The 19,036-nt window shown below is 41.9% G+C and carries 13 protein-coding genes and 1 tRNA gene; 11 read left to right on the forward strand and 3 right to left on the reverse strand.

Features of this window, described 5'->3' with window-relative positions; translation table 11 throughout:
* Nucleotides 1–15: 15 nt before the first annotated feature.
* Nucleotides 16–1,338, reverse strand: a complete 1,323-nt coding sequence (locus OCV88_RS04955; RefSeq protein WP_158424476.1) for a replication initiation protein — start codon at nt 1,336–1,338, stop codon at nt 16–18.
* A 986-nt stretch (nt 1,339–2,324) separates the two neighbouring features.
* Here OCV88_RS04955 and OCV88_RS04960 point away from each other — a divergent pair.
* Nucleotides 2,325–2,981, forward strand: coding sequence for a hypothetical protein (locus OCV88_RS04960; protein WP_158424477.1), 657 nt, complete (start codon nt 2,325–2,327; stop codon nt 2,979–2,981).
* A gap of 24 nt (nt 2,982–3,005) precedes the next feature.
* The gene (locus tag OCV88_RS04965; RefSeq protein ID WP_158424478.1) at nt 3,006–4,028 is read left to right on the forward strand and encodes a S66 family peptidase; all 1,023 of its coding nucleotides are present in this window, start codon (nt 3,006–3,008) and stop codon (nt 4,026–4,028) included.
* Nucleotides 4,029–4,119: 91 nt separating this feature from the next.
* Here the strand turns inward: OCV88_RS04965 and trmB are convergent, their stop codons facing one another.
* On the reverse strand, nt 4,120–4,758 hold the full coding sequence (trmB, locus tag OCV88_RS04970) for a tRNA (guanosine(46)-N7)-methyltransferase TrmB (RefSeq protein WP_158424479.1): 639 nt from the start codon (nt 4,756–4,758) through the stop codon (nt 4,120–4,122).
* Between the two features lie 128 nt (nt 4,759–4,886).
* Between trmB and OCV88_RS04975 the strand changes: the two genes are divergently transcribed.
* Complete coding sequence (locus OCV88_RS04975) at nt 4,887–6,254, forward strand: D-alanyl-D-alanine carboxypeptidase family protein (RefSeq protein ID WP_158424480.1); 1,368 nt, start codon at nt 4,887–4,889, stop codon at nt 6,252–6,254.
* A gap of 64 nt (nt 6,255–6,318) precedes the next feature.
* Here the strand turns inward: OCV88_RS04975 and OCV88_RS04980 are convergent, their stop codons facing one another.
* The gene (locus OCV88_RS04980; RefSeq protein WP_158424481.1) at nt 6,319–7,902 is read right to left on the reverse strand and encodes a PucR family transcriptional regulator; all 1,584 of its coding nucleotides are present in this window, start codon (nt 7,900–7,902) and stop codon (nt 6,319–6,321) included.
* Between the two features lie 174 nt (nt 7,903–8,076).
* On the opposite strand from OCV88_RS04980, the gene OCV88_RS04985 reads away from it, so the two are divergent.
* The 8 genes from OCV88_RS04985 to fdhD all read left to right on the forward strand — a co-directional run bounded on the left by OCV88_RS04985 (nt 8,077) and on the right by fdhD (nt 18,974).
* Entirely contained in the window at nt 8,077–8,895 is an 819-nt protein-coding gene (locus OCV88_RS04985; protein WP_158424482.1) for a formate/nitrite transporter family protein, read from the forward strand.
* A 9-nt stretch (nt 8,896–8,904) separates the two neighbouring features.
* A complete protein-coding gene (locus tag OCV88_RS04990) occupies nt 8,905–10,740 on the forward strand; it encodes an NAD(P)-binding protein (protein WP_158424483.1) in 1,836 nt (611 codons plus the stop codon).
* Entirely contained in the window at nt 10,740–13,454 is a 2,715-nt protein-coding gene (gene fdhF, locus OCV88_RS04995; RefSeq protein ID WP_158424484.1) for a formate dehydrogenase subunit alpha, read from the forward strand. The genes OCV88_RS04990 and fdhF overlap by 1 nt, the downstream gene beginning before the upstream one ends.
* A 140-nt stretch (nt 13,455–13,594) precedes the next feature.
* Nucleotides 13,595–14,635, forward strand: a complete 1,041-nt coding sequence (selD, locus tag OCV88_RS05005) for a selenide, water dikinase SelD (RefSeq protein WP_158424485.1) — start codon at nt 13,595–13,597, stop codon at nt 14,633–14,635.
* Between the two features lie 16 nt (nt 14,636–14,651).
* Complete coding sequence (gene selA / locus OCV88_RS05010) at nt 14,652–16,049, forward strand: L-seryl-tRNA(Sec) selenium transferase (RefSeq protein ID WP_158424486.1); 1,398 nt, start codon at nt 14,652–14,654, stop codon at nt 16,047–16,049.
* The gene (gene selB / locus OCV88_RS05015) at nt 16,046–17,959 is read left to right on the forward strand and encodes a selenocysteine-specific translation elongation factor (protein WP_158424487.1); all 1,914 of its coding nucleotides are present in this window, start codon (nt 16,046–16,048) and stop codon (nt 17,957–17,959) included. Before selA ends, selB begins: the two co-directional genes overlap by 4 nt.
* A gap of 79 nt (nt 17,960–18,038) precedes the next feature.
* Nucleotides 18,039–18,136 (forward strand) — tRNA-Sec (locus OCV88_RS05020).
* A gap of 91 nt (nt 18,137–18,227) precedes the next feature.
* Nucleotides 18,228–18,974, forward strand: a complete 747-nt coding sequence (fdhD, locus tag OCV88_RS05025; protein ID WP_262590752.1) for a formate dehydrogenase accessory sulfurtransferase FdhD — start codon at nt 18,228–18,230, stop codon at nt 18,972–18,974.
* Nucleotides 18,975–19,036: the final 62 nt, after the last annotated feature.

Raw genomic sequence — 19,036 nt, forward strand, 5'->3', positions numbered from 1 at the left:
TTCCATATTATCTTTTCAGCTCATCTTTACCCAGTCTACATATAATTTCAGACATTCTTCCGGAGAATAAATGGCGTCAATAATATCTTCAGAAATCCCCTGGCTGTCAAGGTACTGAAGAAAGGCCGGGTAGTTGTCTTTCTGCTTTGTTTTTTCCCATACTTTTACTGAAAGGGACATTTTATTGGACTCGATATCCTCATGGACTTCTTTTACCTGTCTGGCGGCCTCCTGACTGCCGCTCATAGTTTCAATGGAAGGCTGATAGTCTTCTTTGATACATTTGCGCATCCATCCCATAAAATTTTTAATCTCTGTCTGGGTTTTGGATAAATCGTATGCCTTTTTCACAGCGTCTGCATTGTAGCCGGCGTCTTTCAGTAAAATTCCTGCATCCCTGGAAGAAATTTTAACGTCAGTAATATAGTCAATAATATCCAGAATAAGCTCTGTCATGTTTTCTGGTTCCAGTAATTCTTCTGTGACTACTTCCGTGCCGTCTTCTGTAATGGCGTACATTTTATTGTTTACATTGCGCTGGAGATAAATATCTACAGCAACAACTTTTCCGCCCCGGCCGCTGCGCACCGGTTTATAATCAATGTAAAGATCCGATAATTCATTGATCTGTTTTTTAGCCACATCTAAAGCATTTTTTCGAAAATCAGAGTAGTTTTCAAGATGCTTTTCTTTTGCAATATCATTTACAATCCGTTCGTAATCGGGAGTATCTTTCTGCAGTTCTCTCTGGATGGCTTTTTCTTCTGTATTGACACAGTTCATCTCAAGCTTCAGCTCCGCAAGAGAATAGTTAATAACAATAGGGGTATTGTCTTTCCCTATTTTGTATTCGTGCATTTTCAGGATTTCATACAGACGGTAAGCATAATTACTGGAAAATACAAAGAGCGTTGTAAGTTTCATGGTAGTGAAATTATCCCTCAGATCGTCCAGATATTCATTGGCTTCCGGTGTAAAACGAATAGAAAACATTCCGTTTTTATACTCGGCAACATGAATCAGGTTAATGACTTTAAACTGCTTTTTTTCCGCATCTTCTATAAAAATAGTCCGGTTGGCCATTGATTTGGCCGCCAGTTTTAACTGTCCGTAAAAACTGCCGCCGGTATTTCCGGAAAGCTTGCGGATTTCTTCTGCACTGATTTCTACAGAAGGACGGTTTAAAGTGTCTTTTTTTGAGCGTTTCAGAGCCAGAACCATAAGCTTGTTTTCCAGCAGAGAACTTTTGTATTTTGCAGTAATCAGTGAATTTGAACGGGTAATGGTTTCATTGCGAAAACATTCCAGTTCGTGTTTTTTAATCTCTTCTTCTTTCATAGTGGTAAATCCTGCCTCTCGATATCGCAAGTTCTTACATTATATCGACAGCATTCTTCGGTGTCAATATAAAAGCTCCGTATTTCTCCGAAAAAAGCTCCGTATTTCTCTGGAAAAGCTCCGTATTTCTCTGAAATTATATAAAAGTAAAATTAAAAACTCCGAAAAACTCTGAAGAATAGTATGCTGATGGTCAATATTCAGGAGAAAAACTCCGGATACCTCCGAATATAAAAGCAAAAATTTTTCATTTGCTAAAAAAATGCGGGTTCAGCAATTTTGTCTGAAAATTTAAACTTCTGGGTTTTTTGGAGTTCAAACTCCAAAAAACACTTTAATAACTCCATTTTTACCAGAAGTTAAGGCAGGGAAGCTCCATTTTCCCATTTTTATAGATTTAAAACTCCAAAAACACCAGAAATAATAAATAAAGCTCCATTTTCTCTGGAAGTAAAAATTGAAAAAAATATTCGAACTCCATTTTTTCTGGAAGTAAATGGGCTAACTGTCTATTCAAACTCCAAATTTTCCTGAAATTAGGTGAAATCAGTGATTATATTATTAATAGGTAGAAATTCGGAGTTTCCACTCCAAATTTTCCTGAAGTTAAAATCAAACTCCAAAAACCTCCGGAAAAAAGGCCAGACATCTGCTAACTCCTTTTTTTCATGGAGAAACGCCAAAAAAACAGTGGATAACTCTTATTTATCCACATAAAACCCCGTATTTTCCGGAATTTGCACCATATTTGTTGAAAGTTACTCCATCCGGCCGTCAAATTTCACCGAAAATTCTGGAAGTACTTTTTCAAACCCTTGATTTTAGCGGGTTTTGGGGGCCTCTAAATAAATAAACAAAATTGTTGTGTTGTAAATCAATAGAATTATAGTGAGAGATATATAGGGATTTTCCGGCAGAAAGAAAGGTCTTGCTGTAACGGAAGGAATTTTATATACTGTTAGAAAACGATAAGGCGGAAGAGGTTTATGAGTGAGCGGCGATATGAATCTGATATGACAAAAAAAGAAAAACGGCAGATGCGTAAAGAGCAGTTAAAATCCATGAAGGGCAAAGAACGTTTAGATTATATCTGGACATATTATAAGCTGGAAATGGGAATGATTTTGTTCTTTGTCATTATTGGAGTACTTGTTGTAAACTGGCTGCTTGGATTCCGATATGACCAGATTCTTTATGTGGGAGTAGTCAACAGTATGCAGTGTGACGGAGAACAGATGGCTGCTGATTATAAAACATTTATTGGAAATGATGATAAATTTGATGAAGTGGATGTAGATACTTCTATGGAAATTGATCCCAGTGGAAATACCAGCGATTTTTATGGAGAATTCAGATTTTCTGTATATAATTCGGCGCCTGTGCTGGATGCGGTAATTGTAGATCAGGAAGTTTTTGAAGTATATGATGATTCTGGGCTGTTTATGAATCTGGAAGACTTTTTTACAGAGGATACTGAAGAATATCAGGATCTGATTACAAATAATACAGGATTAAATCTTAAAGGGTCAAAAACACTTCAGTCATATGGAGTTGACAGTACACAGCCAGTGTACTTAATGGTCAGCAGACAGACGGAAAATGTAGAATATGTAAAAGACTATATTCGTTTTTTATTACAGTAAATCAAAAGGAACAATGGAGGAAATATGAGATATCCGGAATTTTTAAAAGAGAATGGAACCATTGGATTTGTTGCGCCGTCTTTTGGCTGTAATATAGAGCCTTACCGGACTGCTTTTGATCATGCGCTGGAAAGATTTTGGCATATGGGATATCAGACCGCGCTGGGACCCAATTGCTATGAGGGCAGTGGCATTGGAATCAGCAGCACGCCGGAAAGCTGCGGCAGAGAGCTGATGGATTACTATTGTTCAGAGGAAAATGATGTTTTAATTTCCTGCGGCGGCGGAGAGCTGATGTGTGAAGATCTGGATTTTTTGGAGTTTGATAAAATCAGACAGGCTCCGCCCAAGTGGTATATGGGATATTCGGATAATACTAATTTTACCTTTTTACTGACAACTCTTTGTGATACGGCTTCTATCTATGGCCCATGCGCGGCGGCTTTTGGAATGGAACCATGGCATCCGGCCATATATGACGCCTGGGATGTTCTGAGAGGAAAAAAACAGGTGGTATGCGGTTATGATTTCTGGGAAAAAGAATCGCTGAAGGATGAGGAACATCCTCTTAAGCCTTATCATGTAACAGAACCAAGGGTATTGAGGACATTTCCGCAGCCGGAAGTAAAAATGAGAGGCCGCCTGCTGGGAGGATGTCTGGATATTCTTGTGAATCTTCTGGGAACAAAGTTTGATGGAGTAAAAGACTTTACAGAAACGTATAAAGAAGACGGAATTATCTGGTTTATGGAAGCTTGTGATCTGAATGTAATGAGTATCCGCCGGGCCTTGTGGCAGATAGATCATGCGGGATGGTTTCGGTATGTAAAAGGATTTTTGATTGGACGTCCATTGTGCCACGGACAGGAACTGATGGGCCTTGACCAGTATGAAGCGGTTATGGGGATATTAAAAAAATATGAAGTTCCTGTTGTTATGGATGTGGATTTGGGGCACATTGCACCTATGATGCCGCTGATTTGTGGAAGTTACGCCGATATTAAAGTAAAAGGCAATGATATTTCTGTAGAAATGAGTTTGAAATAAAAAGCGCTTCGTTAAGGACTGGGCTGGATAAAAATATGCCGCTGAGGCGGCCCAGCCCAGGCTAAGAAGCGCTTATTTACAGGATTTTTATTTATCTGTTTATAATCATCTTAAAGATAGGATTTCCCTGAGAAGAAAATTTCTCTTCATATTCGGTCATGACATTTCCCTGATTTAACACTTTATCATGGTGAAGATCACGGGTAGAAGCAGCCAGATTCCAGCCGGCAGGTGCTACCTGTTCCAGTGAAAAGTCAAACAGATCCTGGTTATCGGTTTTAAATTCTATATGACCTTCTTTTTTTAAAATATTGTCATAGCGTTTTAAAAATGTTTCTGAGGTAAGACGGCGTTTTGCATGACGGTCTTTAGGCCAGGGGTCGGAAAAGTTCAGGTAAATCCTGGATATTTCATCCTGAGCAAACATTTCATTTATTTTTTCAGCGTCCATTCGAATAAATCGGATATTGTCAATTGGGTCTTCATCCAGTTTCTCAAGAGCCCGCACAAGGACGCTGGAATATTTTTCGATTCCTATGTAGTTGATATCCGGATTCAGGCGGGCAAGAGACATGATAAAACGTCCCTTTCCCATGCCAACCTCAATGTGAATGGGATTGGAATTTCCAAAGATATCAGCCCAGTTTCCTTTTTGTGGATTCTCCTCCAGAATACAGGATGGATGGTCTGCGATAACTTCCCGTGAGCCGGGTATATTTCTTAACCGCATAATGGATGCGTCTCCTTTCCGTGATAAAATATTTTCTTTTTCATTTTACATAGGTTGCTATAAAAAGTAAATCATATTATACTATATAAGATTATAACATAAAGAGAAATTGTGATGCAGGAGACATTATGAAAAAGATAAAACGTTTGTTATGTCTGGTGATTACAGGCGTAATGTGTATAGGAACAGCAAGTATATCAGTAAATGCTGCGGAAAAATGGCCCGAAGGTGTATCTGTTGATTCGGAGAACGCTATTGTTATGGAGGCGTCTACTGGTACTATTTTATATCAGAAGGACTGTAAGAAAAAAAGTTATCCGGCAAGTATTACTAAAATTATGACAACGATGCTGGCGCTTCAGAACAGTTCACCGGATGAAATCGTTACATTTTCCCAGGATGCGATTTATAAAACAGAAGGGTCCGGAGTTGCCCGTGATATAGGGGAGCAGCTGACTATGAAGGACTGCCTTTATGCGGTAATGTTAGAGTCAGCCAATGAATGCGCCTATGCGGTAGCTGAACATATTGGAGGCGGTGACTACAGCAAGTTCGTGGATTTGATGAATGAAAAGGCAAAAGAACTAGGGTGTGAAAATACTCATTTTAATAACTGTAACGGACTGCCGGATGAACAGCATTATACCACTTGTTATGATATGGCGCTGATTGCCAGAGAAGCTATAAAAAATGATGATTTCAGAACTCTGATCAGCACAAAGACATATACGCTTCCAAAGACAAATAAAAAAGATCAGGAACTTACCATGTACAACCATCATGCCATGATTTGTTCTAATCGTACCAGCAGGTATTTATATGAATATGCCATCGGAGGCAAGACAGGCTATACAGTGGCCGCCAGAAATACACTGGTCACATATGCAGAAAAAGACGGGATGCTGTTAATCTGTGTAGTTATGAGGAGCAATTCTTCTGCCCAGTATGCAGATACGGAAAAGCTATTTGATTACTGCTTTAATAATTTCAAAATGTACAATGTGGCCCAGAATGAGAAACGGTATTCAAACAATTCTCAGACTGACAGTTTAAAGCTGTCACAAACGCAGCCTTTTGCAGAACTGGACAGTGATGCAGAGATTATTTTACCTAAGGCAGCTTCTTTTGATGATACATCTGTGGATGTTTCCTACGATAATGTAAATGATACGGTACTTGGAACTCTGGTTTACAAATATGGTAACCGGGTGGCAGGGAAAGCTGATGTGGTAACTACCGGAGCATCTGTAGAACCTTTTGAATTTTCTAAAGGAAGTCTTTTAAGTACAGCAGCGGATACGGATGGTGAAGATTCGGCAGATAGCAGCAAGGAAATAAATAAAAGCACTCTGCGGAATATAATTGTTATTATTGTGGTGGCTGCGGCAGTATTATTTGCGGTACTCTGGCTGTTTGCAAACAAAAACAGAATTTTTAGAGGTAAGTCAGGTTCTGGTAAAAAATATAAGAAGATCAGAAAAAATCGAAAATGGTGATTTTTAAATTAGAAAAATCCGCAGGTTGTTAATACAAAGCCTGCGGGTTTCTTTGGGTCGATATTTAATTTAATAAAGGACTTCTGTCAGACAGGTAAGAAATGATATAATATAATTGTGTCTGATAGTCATTAAAGTCGTTGTTCATTATAGCAGAAGCTTTTTTGATTTTATTGAGTACCGTATTGCGGTGCATAAAAATTGCTGCAGAAGTCTGATTTATATTTCTTCCGTTTAACAGGAAGGTGTAAAAAATTTCACATAAATCACTGTTATGATCTGCATCGTACTGTTTGAGCAGGTGATAGTAGGGCGAGGCAATCATTGGAAGCGGCATATGTTTTTTCATTTCCCGCAGAAAGTAGAATATGGCGATATCTTCGAATTTAAAAAACTTTCTGGAATCTGTAAACAGCCGGCTGCCAAGTAAAACTGCTTCCCTGCATTGTGCAGCTGCCAGGGGCAGATCGGCCAGAGAAAAAAACGTCTGGCTGATTCCGCAGGTCAGAAGATGGCCGCTGAATATTTCATCAAAGATTTTCTGCTCTTTGTCAGTTAAAAAACAGGTACAGTCCTCCTGCCTGCTGTTATCTCTGAGAATATAAAGAAAATTCTGGTAGACAAATGGCTTTAAGGAGGGGATAGAGGTCCTAAGATTCCAGCTTACAAATGAAAAAGGAAGCTTATGGATTTCACTGTAGGCCAGCTTACTTAGAACAAAATTTCCATTAAGATTCAGATCAGGGATATGACGGATCTGATCCTGAAGCTGTTTGGCAGGAAGCTCAGGGTGCTCTAATATTTCTGTCAAAATTGGTTCATAGATTTCAGATGAAGAGCGGCTGGTAAAACGATCCTGGTGAAAGTACAGCTCAAGATTTTCACATACGGTATCCATAAGATCCAGATAATTTGTATTTGGGTGCCTGGTACAGCAGAAGATTAAAGCGTATCCAACAATGTGCTGATTTGCTTTGAAACGGTACATCATACTGTAATAGCAGTTTTGATCAGGAAGACAGTACCAGTTAATTAAAGGGTTGGCGGAATGTTCCGAAGCGGAGATAAGGCCGTCTTCGCGGAGCTTTCTGATATCTTCCGGAGTTGCATAACCTGTTTTAATCATTTGTTCCATAAAAGGATCTGATACATCGGGGCTTCGAAGGTATCCAAGTATGGTATAATTTCTGTCGAAGACAATCATAGGGTGAACCAGAATACTGCTTGAGATATTCAGCAGTTCCTGAAGAGATCCTCCCTGGAGAAGTGTCAGATGGAATGATTTGTCCCATTCGTCAAATTCCCTGAAAATATTGAGAATTTTATTAAATATCAGTGGGAAAGAGTCTTTTGTATGCAATAATATAACAGAAAGGTTGTGATTTAAGTTAAGGATTGTAGTATCATCATCAGAAGAGATACATAAAAAAACACATTTAGACATCAGCTGCTCAAGAAGAAATTTGTTTGCGTATCCCCGCAGCATTTTTTCCGAAACCAGATATAAAAAATTTTGGTTTTCGATGGGTGTTTCATTGGCGTCAAATAGCTGGATGCCATCAAATCTGCAAGACAGATCAGTATTTTGGATATCGTACCGGCTGTTAGGTGACAGACGGTATAAAAGTACGTTTAAAGGAAGCTGCATAGTTCATTACCTCATGTATATCAGTGAATCTGTGGATATCATATCACATTTGTTGATAAAAATGTATGATATGCATAATTTCAACAGTATTTTATGTTTTTTTAAACATACAAAAACTGGAAGATTTCAGATAAAATAATTCAGGATAAAATTTCGAATCAGGAGGAAAGAAAGATGAATTCACCAGCTGAAGTAGCTAAAAATTATATCAACATAGGGAAAGGGAAAGTAAATACACCTGTCAGTAAAATGATTCTGCTGGCGATTATGGCTGGGGCATTTATTGCATTTGGCGGTGTTGGTTCTACAACAGTAGCGGTATCTGTGGGAGAGGCATCTTTAGGAAAGTTTTTAGGGGCCTGTGTATTCCCAGGCGGTCTTACAATGGTACTGCTGGCGGGAAGCGAATTATTTACAGGAAACTGTCTGCTTACAATCCCCCTGTTGGAAAAAGAGATAAAATTCAGTGGCATGATGAAAAACTGGGTTGTTGTATACATAGGAAATCTCATTGGGGCTTTGATTGTTGCGGCAATTGTTATCTTTGGACATCAGGCAACCTTGTTCAGTAATGGAATGGCGGTATCTATATTAAACACAGCGGCATCCAAGTGTTCTCTTTCTTTTGGAGATGCTCTGTTAAAAGGCATTGCCTGTAACTTTTTAGTATGTATTGCGGTATGGATTTCCTTTGCGGCAAAAGACGTATTCGGAAAGATTATTGGGCTGTTTTTCCCGATTATGTTATTTGTACTCTGCGGTTTTGAACACAGTATTGCAAACATGTATTTTATTGGAGCGGGATTATTTGCGAAAACCAATGATGCATTTATTCAGGTGGCTGCAGACGCGGGAGTTGATATCAGCTCTGTAACATGGGGAAATTATTTTGGAAAAAATCTTCTTCCTGTTACCATCGGTAATATTATTGGCGGCGCTGTCTGTGTGGGATGTGTTTACTGGTTTGTTTACCTTAGAAAAAAAGAGAAATAGGAGGATAAGATGAGTAAGATTTTTCTTGCGGATCCTGACAGCAGTGATGTAAAAATCGGTAAACTGCTGGATAAATTTGAAAGTAAAGTAAAAGTGTATCCGCCTGGAACCTGTCCTTTGACTGTGCAGCTTTCACTGCTCCAGTCGTCAAAAAATCAGACGTGCGGAAAATGCGTACCCTGCCGTGATGGTCTGCCTCAGCTGGAGATTTTGCTGAAGCGCATTCTGGACGGAGATGCCAGCATGGAAACTTTAGAAGAGATGAAAGCGCTGGCAGCGATGATTAAAGATACAGCAGACTGTGCCATTGGGTACCAGTCTGCTTCGGAGGTTCTGCAGGGACTTGAAATATTTAAAGAAGAGTATATCAGCCACATACAAATACATGAGTGCCCAGGAGAGATGGGACAGAAAGTGCCATGTATTAATATGTGTCCGGCCCATGTGGATATACCGGCTTATATAGCACTTATTGGAAATGAGGATTATGCGGGAGCAGTAAATATTATCCGTAAAGATAATCCCCTGCCTACTGCATGTGCTATGATCTGCGAACATCCATGTGAGGAGCGGTGCCGCAGAAACCTGATTGATGATTCTTTGAATATACGAGGATTGAAAAAGTATGCGGTAGATCAGGCTGCAGCTGACAAAGTGGCAGTACCCAAAGCAAATGCTTCAACAGGAAAAAAGATTGCCGTGATCGGAGGCGGTCCCGCCGGACTTACTGCTGCGTATTTCCTTGGACTGATGGGCCATAAAGCGGTGGTTTTTGAGCGGCAGAAGAAACTGGGCGGTATGTTAAGGTATGGAATTCCAAATTATCGTTTCCCGAAGGAACGTCTGGATGAGGATATCCGGGCTATTTTATCTGCTGGAGATATAGAGGTTCGCTATGAAGCTAAAGTGGGAACTGATATTTCCATTGAGGAGCTGCATAAAGAATTTGATGCCATGTTTGTAGCTATTGGTGCTCAGGCGGGAAAAAGACTGCGGCTTGATGGAGCCGATGCAGAAAATGTTGAATCTGCGGTGGAAATGCTTGATCGGATAGGAAATGGCCATCTGCCGGATTATACCGGTAAAACAGTTGTTGTCATTGGAGGCGGAAATGTTGCCATGGATGCGGCCAGAAGTGCGGTCCGGTGCAATGCAAAGGATGTAAGAATTGTATACAGAAGACGCCAGAATGATATGACAGCGTTAGATACTGAGATTGAATCTGCGGTAATGGAGGGCATTGAGCTTATGACTCTGCAGGCTCCGAAATCTATTGAAAAAGATGGTGAAGGAAAATGCCGGGCGCTGATTGTTCAGCCTCAGATGATAGGCCCCTATGACCGTGCCGGCCGGCCAAGTCCTATGGATGCAAACAAAGAGCCGGAGCGGATTCCCTGTGAAGTGATATTAATTGCTGTAGGACAGGATATTATAAGCCAGCCTTTTGAAGAGTTTGGTATGCCTGCAAACCGCAATGTATTTCAGGCAGGACTGGATACGGCGGTAGAAAACATGCCGGGTGTATTTGTAGGCGGAGACTGTGCAACGGGGCCGTCTACAGCGATCCGGGCAGTGGCAGCAGGAAAAGTTGCGGCGCATAATATTGATGAATATCTTGGATATCATCATACACTGCACTGTGAAGCAGAAGCGCCGGAGCCAAAAGAGAATAACCGGATTCCTACCGGCCGTGCAAATATAACTGAACGTCCGGCATATATCCGGAAACATGATTTTGAACATGTAGAAAATCCGTATACATATGAAGAAGCGATGCAGGAGGCAGGCAGATGCCTGCGTTGTGATCACTTCGGCTGCGGAGTACTAGAAGGAGGCAGAGATTAATGGTTAATTTAACGATTAATGGGCAGCATGTAAAAGCCGCCAGCGGTTCTACAATTCTGGAAGCGGCCCGGTCAGCAGGAATTAAAATTCCTACCCTGTGCTATTTGGAAGGGGTGAATGAAATCGGTTCCTGCCGTTTGTGTGTGGTAGAGGTGGAAGGTATGGATAAATTACCTACATCCTGTAATACCATTGTAAAAGAGGGAATGGTAGTAGAGACCATGACTGAGCGGGTAAAGGCTGCCCGGAGAATGGTTTTAGATCTGTTGCTGTCCAATCATGTGCAGGACTGTTTTTCATGTGCACAAAATGGTGTATGTGAACTTCAGAAATATTGCAATGAATATGGTGTAGAGCATACATCCTATGAAGGAACCAGAATAAAAATAGAAAAACCGGCAAAGAAAGAGCATCCGTTTTTAAGCTACCGGCCGGAATTGTGTATTCATTGCCAGCGGTGTGTAAATACTTGTGCTAAAGCTACCGGAAGACATGCAATTACTCTTGGAAAAACAGGAATGTTTAATATCATAGAAGCGCCCTTTGGAGAAGACTGGGAGGAAACGTTATGTGAGTCCTGCGGAAACTGTGCCCAGGCGTGTCCTACAGGTGCTATTACTGAGAAGCGAAGACTTGCTTATCGCGAATGGGAGGTAGAACGTGTCCGTACCACCTGCCCGCATTGTGCAACCGGATGTCAGATGGATTTGATTGTAAAGGATAATAAGATCGTGGATGTGGAAGCAGCGGACGGTCCTTCTAATCATGGACTGCTCTGTGTTAAAGGGCGCAGTGCTTCCTTTGATTTTGTAGATTCTCCGGAGAGAATCCGTTATCCATTAATAAAAAATCACAAAACCGGCGAGTTTGAACAGGCATCCTGGGAAGAGGCCCTAGATCTGGTGGCATCCCGGTTTACAGAGATTAAAAATAATTACGGAGGTGAGGCACTGGCTGGATTTGCCTGCTCGCGTTCAACCAATGAAGATGTTTATATGCTTCAGAAAATGGTTCGTACTGCGTTCATGAGCAACAATACAGATAACTGTGCCCGCGTTTGACATGCTCCTACTGTTGCCGGGCTGGCAACCACATTAGGCTCAGGAGCCATGACAAATACAATTTATGATACAACACAGGAATCTGATGTTATTATGCTTGTGGGATCAAATCCGGAACATGCACATCCCGTAATTGGTATGCAGATCCGTAAAGCAGCAGCAAATGGAACGAAGCTGATTATTGTGGATCCACGGGATATTGATCTTGCAAAAGATGCGGATATTCATTTGAAATTAAGGCCGGGTACCAATGTGGCATTTGCAAACGGTATGATGAATGTCATTATAGAAGAAGGCCTGACAGATGAGGCATTTATAAAAGAACGTACAGAAAACTTTGAAGCTGTTAAAGAGGCTGTAAAAGCGTATACACCGGAACGGGTAGCCAAAATCTGCGATATCGATCCGGACCTGCTTCGGGAAGCAGCCAGAATGTATGCAACAGCTGATAAGGCTCCGATTATGTACTGTCTGGGTGTTACAGAGCATCATACTGGTACAGAAGGGGTTATGTCTTTGTCCAATCTTGCTATGATGGTTGGGAAAATCGGACGGCCCGGATGTGGTGTGAATCCTATCCGTGGACAGAATAATGTACAGGGCGCCTGTGATATGGGGGCTTCTCCAAACCAGTTTCCGGGGTATCAGAATATTCCGGTACCGGGAGTGGTGGAAAAATTTGAGAAGGCCTGGAATACGAAGCTTAATCATAAGGTTGGAATTAAGGCTACAGACTGTTTCCCCAAAATGCTGACAGGTGAGATCAAAGGCCTCTTTATTTTTGGAGAGGATCCGGTAAGAACAGATCCAAATACCAGTCATGTAATCAAGGCATTAAATTCACTGGATTTTCTTGTTATGGATGAATTATTTATGACAGAGACAGCGAAACTTGCGGACGTGGTCCTGCCCGGCCGTTCTTATACGGAGAAGGAGGGAACCTTCTCTAATACAGAACGCCGTGTGCAAAGGGTTAGAAAGGCCATTGAAGTGGCCGGGGAAACAAGACCTGACACCTGGATTTTCACAGAGATTATGAATCGTATGGGATATCCTCAGCCGCATCTGACACCTGCAGAGATTATGGATGAGATTGCATCTGTAACTCCTTCCTTTGCGGGAATCAGTCATGTGCGTCTCGACAGCGAAGAAGTAGCCGGGCGTGGCCTGCAGTGGCCGTGTACGTCACCGGAACATAAGGGAACTCCGATTCTTCACACGGGAAAATTCTCAAGAGGTCTTGGATATTTCAGTCCCACAGAATATAAGCCCTCAACGGAGCTTCCAGATGAAGAATATCCTTTGACTATGATGACCGGGCGTGTGCTGCATCATTATAATGCATGCGCTATGACAGACAAGACAGAAGGAATCAACCGAATCGACAAGGGATCATTTATTGAGATGAATACGCAGGATGCCAAAGCAGCGGGAGTACACAACGGAGATATCGTTACTGTATCATCCCGGCGGGGAAGCATTCAGACAAGAGCGTATGTATCTGATAAAACAAGAAAAGGCGAATGCTGGATGCCTTTCCATTATGTGGAAGGTGGTGCAAACTGGCTGACCATTGATTCTTTAGATTCCATTTCAAGTACACCGGAGTATAAGGTGTGTGCGGTTCGAATTGATAAGCCATGCTGTATGTAACATAAATCAGGCCCTCCGCAAGGAAGCATAGTGCTTTACTGCGGAGGGTATTCTTTTTTTCTTGCAAATAAAGGGGAAAATCCTTATAGTTATGATAGGAATAAGGTACAGCCTTAAAAAATGTGAAAAGGAGGAACGGCATGAGTGAAAAAATCAAATTAACACAGTTAACTAAAACAGCGGGCTGAGCGGCGAAAATAGGTCCTGCGACCCTTGCCCAGGTTCTGGGTAAGCTGCCTGAGTTTTATGATAAAAATCTGCTGGTGGGAATTGAGACTTCTGACGATGCAGCTATTTATAAAGTGACAGAAGAGATTGCTCTGATTCAGACATTGGATTTTTTCACTCCTGTGGTGGACGATCCTTATACATTTGGACAGATTGCAGCGGCCAATTCTCTAAGCGACATATACGCAATGGGCGGGGAGCCGAAGATTGCATTGAATATTGTAGGCTTTCCAAACTGTCTTGATCCTGAGATCCTGGGAGAAATTCTGGCCGGAGGTGCGGATAAGGTAAAAGAAGCGGGGGCTGTTCTTGTGGGCGGCCACTCTGTTCAGGATGATGAGCCAAAGTATGGCCTTTCTGTTACCGGCTTTGTTCATCCTGATAAAATTTTAAAAAATTATGGTAGCCGGCCAGGTGATGTGCTGATTCTTACCAAGCAGATTGGAAGTGGAATAATCAATACGGCCATTAAAGCCGAGATGGCTTCTGATGGAGCTGTAAAAGAGGCGGTACAGGTTATGACGTCGCTGAATAAAAAAGCAAAGGAAGTACTTGAACAGTTTCCGGTTCATGCCTGCACAGACATCACCGGCTTTGGACTGCTGGGACATTGCGTGGAGATGGCTGAGGCCAGTGATGTAACGTTTATGCTGGATGTCAGAAGTATTCCCTATATGGAGGAAGCAGCCGATTATGCAAAAATGGGACTGATTCCAGCCGGTGCATATCGAAACCGGGAATATTTTATAGGAAAAGCGGACTGCAAAAAGGCAGAGGAGTTTTATGTGGATCTTTTATGCGATCCTCAGACTTCCGGGGGTCTGTTGGTGAGTGTAGCTCCGGATTGTGAAAAGGAACTCCTGGATGCGTTTCGGCAGAGTAATATAGATACAAAGGTTTCTGTGATTGGAAGAGTGTCGGAAATGAACGGCAGCAGGATTTGTTTGTATTAGAGTAAAAGAGGTAAGTATGGATAAAAATCTGTTATACCGAAGCATTCCAAAGGTAGACTGCCTGTTGGAAAAGGAAGAAATAAAGCTGTTAATGGAAACCTATGGACATGACAGAGTGATGGAAGTTCTCCGGGAAAAGCTTGGGGAGCTTAGAAGGTTTATTGGTGTCTGCCAGGAGGATGGAGACGTTTTTGAAAAGATTTCCCGGCTGCCAAAGGATATCTGTAAAGCTGTGAAAAAGTCCGCACAGCCGGATATCCGGGCTGTGATTAATGGGACAGGAACAATCCTTCATACGAATCTTGGACGGGCGCCTCTCAGTCTGGAGCATGCGGAAAAATTAAAAGAGATTACAGCCGGTTATTGTAATCTGGAATACGACTTAAATAGCGGAGAAAGAGGCGAGAGGTATTCTCATTTTGAGGAGCTGTTATGTCGGCTTACCGGTGCGGAGGCGGCAATGGCAGTTAACAATAATGCTGCTGCGGTTCTGCTTATTTTAAATAGCCTTGCGGCTGGCGGAGAAGTGATCGTATCCAGGGGGGAACTGGTTGAAATTGGCGGAGCTTTCCGAATTCCGGATGTTATGAGACAGAGCGGAGCTGTTCTGATAGAGACGGGTACAACCAATAAGACACGCCTGACAGATTATGAGGCTGCAGTTACAGAAGATACAAAGGCTTTGTTAAAAGTACATACCAGTAATTACCGTATTGTTGGTTTTACAGAGGCTGTTCCCGCAAAGGATCTTGTGCCGCTGGCACAGGAATGTAAGATTCCGTTAATAGAGGACCTGGGAAGCGGTGTGCTTATTGATCTGAAGAAATACGGACTTCCGGCAGAACCTTCTGTGCAGGATGCCATAAACAGTGGTGTGGATGTAGTATGTTTCAGCGGTGATAAGCTGCTGGGAGGTCCTCAGGCAGGGATTATTGCCGGAAAGAAAAAGTACGTTGACCAGATGAAAAAAAATCCGTTGACCAGAGCACTGCGTATTGATAAATTTACTGCAGCTGCACTGGAACTGGTATTGAAAGAATATTTGTCTCAGGAAAAAGCCGTTCAGAATATTCCGGTATTAAAGATGCTCCATGAATCTGCAGAGTCGGTGGAGGAGAGGGCAGAGACATTAAAAAGAATGCTGGTATCAGAGAATATAAAGGCAGAAGTTACAGTAATTTCCTGTCGTTCTCAGGTAGGGGGAGGAGCGATGCCGCTGACTGAAATTCCCAGTGCCGCTGTTTTAATTAGACCGCTGTATATGAAGGCAGAAGAGCTGGAAAGGGCTATGAGAGGACTGACGGTTCCTATTATTTCAAGAATTGCAGATGATGCTGTTTATCTGGATATGAGGACGGTAGAGCCGCGGTGGCTGGAACAGATTGCCAAAAGTCTTGGAGATTTAATAGTATGAAAAATATCATTATAGGAACAGCAGGTCATATTGATCATGGAAAAACAACGCTTATAAAAGCATTGACCGGTCATAATACTGACCGGTGGAAAGAAGAGCAGATACGCGGGATTACTATTGATCTTGGGTTTACGTATTTTGATATGAAAAACGGAGACCGTGCGGGCATTATAGATGTGCCCGGCCATGAGAAGTTTATTCATAATATGGCGGCCGGAGTTGTGGGGATGGACCTTGTACTGCTGGTTGTGGCGGCGGATGAAGGAATTATGCCTCAGACAAGAGAACATGTGGATATTTTAGGTCTTCTTGGAATAGAGAAAAGTATTATTGTACTGAATAAATGTGATCTTGTAGAAGAAGAGTGGGCAGATCTTGTGGAGGAAGAATTAAAGGAGGAGCTTAGGGGAACGTTTCTGGAGAATGCTCCTGTTGTAAGAGTTTCTGCTGTAACAGGTCAGGGATTAAATGCATTAAAAGATACCATTGAATCTATGACCAGGGCTGAGGTAAAAGAAAAAAACACACAGACGATTCCAAGGCTGCCGGTTGACCGGGTGTTTACGCTGCCCGGTTTTGGCACTATTGTAACGGGAACCTTAATTTCAGGCACGATTACCAGGGAGGATGTTCTGGAATTGTATCCCAATGAAAAGGAATGTAAAATAAGAAGTATTCAGGTCCATGGCAAAGACCAGCAGCAGTGCAGTGCCGGTCAGCGGGCGGCCATTAACCTTTCCAACATAAAGAAATCGGAAATCAGCAGAGGCTGTGTACTGGCGCCAAAAAACAGTATGAGAAATACAGACCTGCTGGATGTAAAAATTTCGGTTCTGCCTGGTTCTTCAAGGACTGTCACAAATAGAGAACGTCTGCATCTGTATATAGGAACAAGTGAAATTCTCTGTCGTGCAGTACTTCTTGATTGTGAAAAAATAGAACCGGGGGAAAGTGGTCTGGCACAGCTTCGGCTGGAAGAAAAAACAGCTGTAAAACGGGGAGATCGCTTTGTAATTCGTTTTTATTCTCCTTTGGAAACCATTGGAGGAGGGATTGTACTGGAACCAAATCCAAAAAGGAAAAAAAGGTTTGATGAACAGACGATTTATGAACTGCAGAAAAAGGAGTCAGGATCTCTGGCCGATGTTATGGAGCTTCATATAAAAGAGCACGGTGATACGATGATTACTCTGGCGGAACTGGCAAAGCTGACAGCTTATGCCCAGGAGGAAATGCAGGCTCTGCTTAAAGATATGGAAGCCGAAGAAACGGTATATGTATTTCCCATGAAAAAAGATACTTATATCTGGCACCGGGAAAGTGAATTTATAGTCAGACAGAAGATGATCCGGGATCTGAAAGAGTATCATAAAAAATATCCGTATCGGTTTGGCAGGAAAAAGGCTGAAATTCAAATGACCTATATGAAAAAGGTAAAAGCCAATGTATTTGATTTTTATATAGAACGGATGACAGAGCAGAGGATATTGGGAAAGAAAGGCGAATATCTGCACCTGACTGATTTTGAGGTAAAGAAAGATGAGATATATCTTGAGATAGAGAAACAATTTACAGACACCTTTAAAAGGGCGGCATATGAATTTATCCGGATTACGGAAGTACCAGCGGGAAATATATCGGAACAGGTCCGGGAGGATGTGTTGCAGATGCTTGTGGAAGAAGGGACGCTGATGCGGCTGACAGAGGATACTTATACGCTGACTGTTTTGATGGAAGCGGCTGCAGAGCAGATTCAAAATTATGTCCGCAAGGAACATGTCATCACTTTCAGTCAGGTGCGGGATCTGTTTTCTACCAGCAGAAAAAATGCCAAGCTGATACTTGAAGAAACAGACCGCAGAAAAATTACGAAAAAGGCAGGAGCTGAGACAGAAAGAGTGCCTTATTAAAGGTTTGCAAAGACAGCTTTGTCAGTTGACGAGAACAGGGAAATGTGGAATAATAACTTTTGAGTTTTGTTATTAATATGGCGGTGGGCGGGCAACTGGTGTGCCCCCTGGTCTTCAAAACCTGTGTTGGGCGTTAGGAGCGTCCTGGGTGGGTTCGATTCCCACACACCGTCGCCAAAAATGATACTTTTATCAATGATAAGAGTTTTCAGATATGTGGGTGCAGCCAAAGGAGCGCACCCACATTTGTTATAACAGGAGTGTCTGGATGAAGAATCTAAGGAAATATACAAAAAATTCAGTAACCAGAGAGGTAATTACATATACAGGAAAAAAACTGGCCAGAGATCAGAAAGATATCGTGGAGGAGATTCGGCTGGAACTGTTTGTGAATAAAAAGCCTGCAGGCGAGATGATTTGTTCTCCCTGGGAAATACAGGAAGCTGTGACAGGTTATCTGTATATGAAAGAATATGTTCATGATATTGCTGATATTAAAAAGATTCATATAGATCAAAAGGGGCATAGCGTTTTTATTGAAACTGCGGATATACAAAAGGAAGGAACGTCAAATATACTGTCAGCGGATGATAGCAGGAGCCTCTCTGTTTGTGAAATTATGGATTTATCCCAAAAACTGGAGGAAATGTCAGGTTTGTTTCACAGAACAGGAGGGGTGCATTGTGCAGCTTTTGTAAGAGATACAGAGTTTTTGTCTTATAAAGAGGATGTCAGCCGTCATGTGGCAGTGGATAAAGTAGTGGGAGATTGTTTGATTCGGGGAATTCCCATGGGAGGGGGGATACTGGTATTCAGCGGCCGGGTACCTGCTGAAATATTAAAAAAGGTGGCGGCTATGGGATGCATGATGGTTATTGCAAAGTCAGCGCCCACGAATTATTCCTGTGATCTGGCCCAGAAGCTTGGAATTACCCTGATTGGATTTGCCAGAGACAGCGGATTTAATATTTATTCGCATCCTGAGCGGATATTTGAGGCTGACTGTATAAAATGAAAAAATCAAGAAAAAGAACATTTCCATAAATATGGGCTCTTAATAATCTCCGATTTATGGGA

The sequence above is a fragment of the Brotonthovivens ammoniilytica genome, from assembly GCF_025566885.1.
In the GTDB taxonomy this organism is placed as follows: Bacteria; Bacillota; Clostridia; order Lachnospirales; family Lachnospiraceae; genus Brotonthovivens; species Brotonthovivens ammoniilytica.

Excerpts from the sequence above, each read along its gene's own strand:
- OCV88_RS04960 (WP_158424477.1), top strand. The coding sequence starts at position 2,325 with ATGAGTGAGCGGCGATATGAATCTGATATGACAAAAAAAGAAAAACGG.
- selB (WP_158424487.1), top strand. The coding sequence starts at position 16,046 with ATGAAAAATATCATTATAGGAACAGCAGGTCATATTGATCATGGAAAA.
- OCV88_RS04980 (WP_158424481.1), bottom strand. The coding sequence starts at position 7,902 with ATGCAGCTTCCTTTAAACGTACTTTTATACCGTCTGTCACCTAACAGC.
- selA (WP_158424486.1), top strand. The coding sequence starts at position 14,652 with ATGGATAAAAATCTGTTATACCGAAGCATTCCAAAGGTAGACTGCCTG.
- trmB (WP_158424479.1), bottom strand. The coding sequence starts at position 4,758 with ATGCGGTTAAGAAATATACCCGGCTCACGGGAAGTTATCGCAGACCAT.
- fdhD (WP_262590752.1), top strand. The coding sequence starts at position 18,228 with ATGAAGAATCTAAGGAAATATACAAAAAATTCAGTAACCAGAGAGGTA.
- OCV88_RS04955 (WP_158424476.1), bottom strand. The coding sequence starts at position 1,338 with ATGAAAGAAGAAGAGATTAAAAAACACGAACTGGAATGTTTTCGCAAT.
- OCV88_RS04990 (WP_158424483.1), top strand. The coding sequence starts at position 8,905 with ATGAGTAAGATTTTTCTTGCGGATCCTGACAGCAGTGATGTAAAAATC.
- OCV88_RS04975 (WP_158424480.1), top strand. The coding sequence starts at position 4,887 with ATGAAAAAGATAAAACGTTTGTTATGTCTGGTGATTACAGGCGTAATG.
- OCV88_RS04965 (WP_158424478.1), top strand. The coding sequence starts at position 3,006 with ATGAGATATCCGGAATTTTTAAAAGAGAATGGAACCATTGGATTTGTT.
- OCV88_RS04985 (WP_158424482.1), top strand. The coding sequence starts at position 8,077 with ATGAATTCACCAGCTGAAGTAGCTAAAAATTATATCAACATAGGGAAA.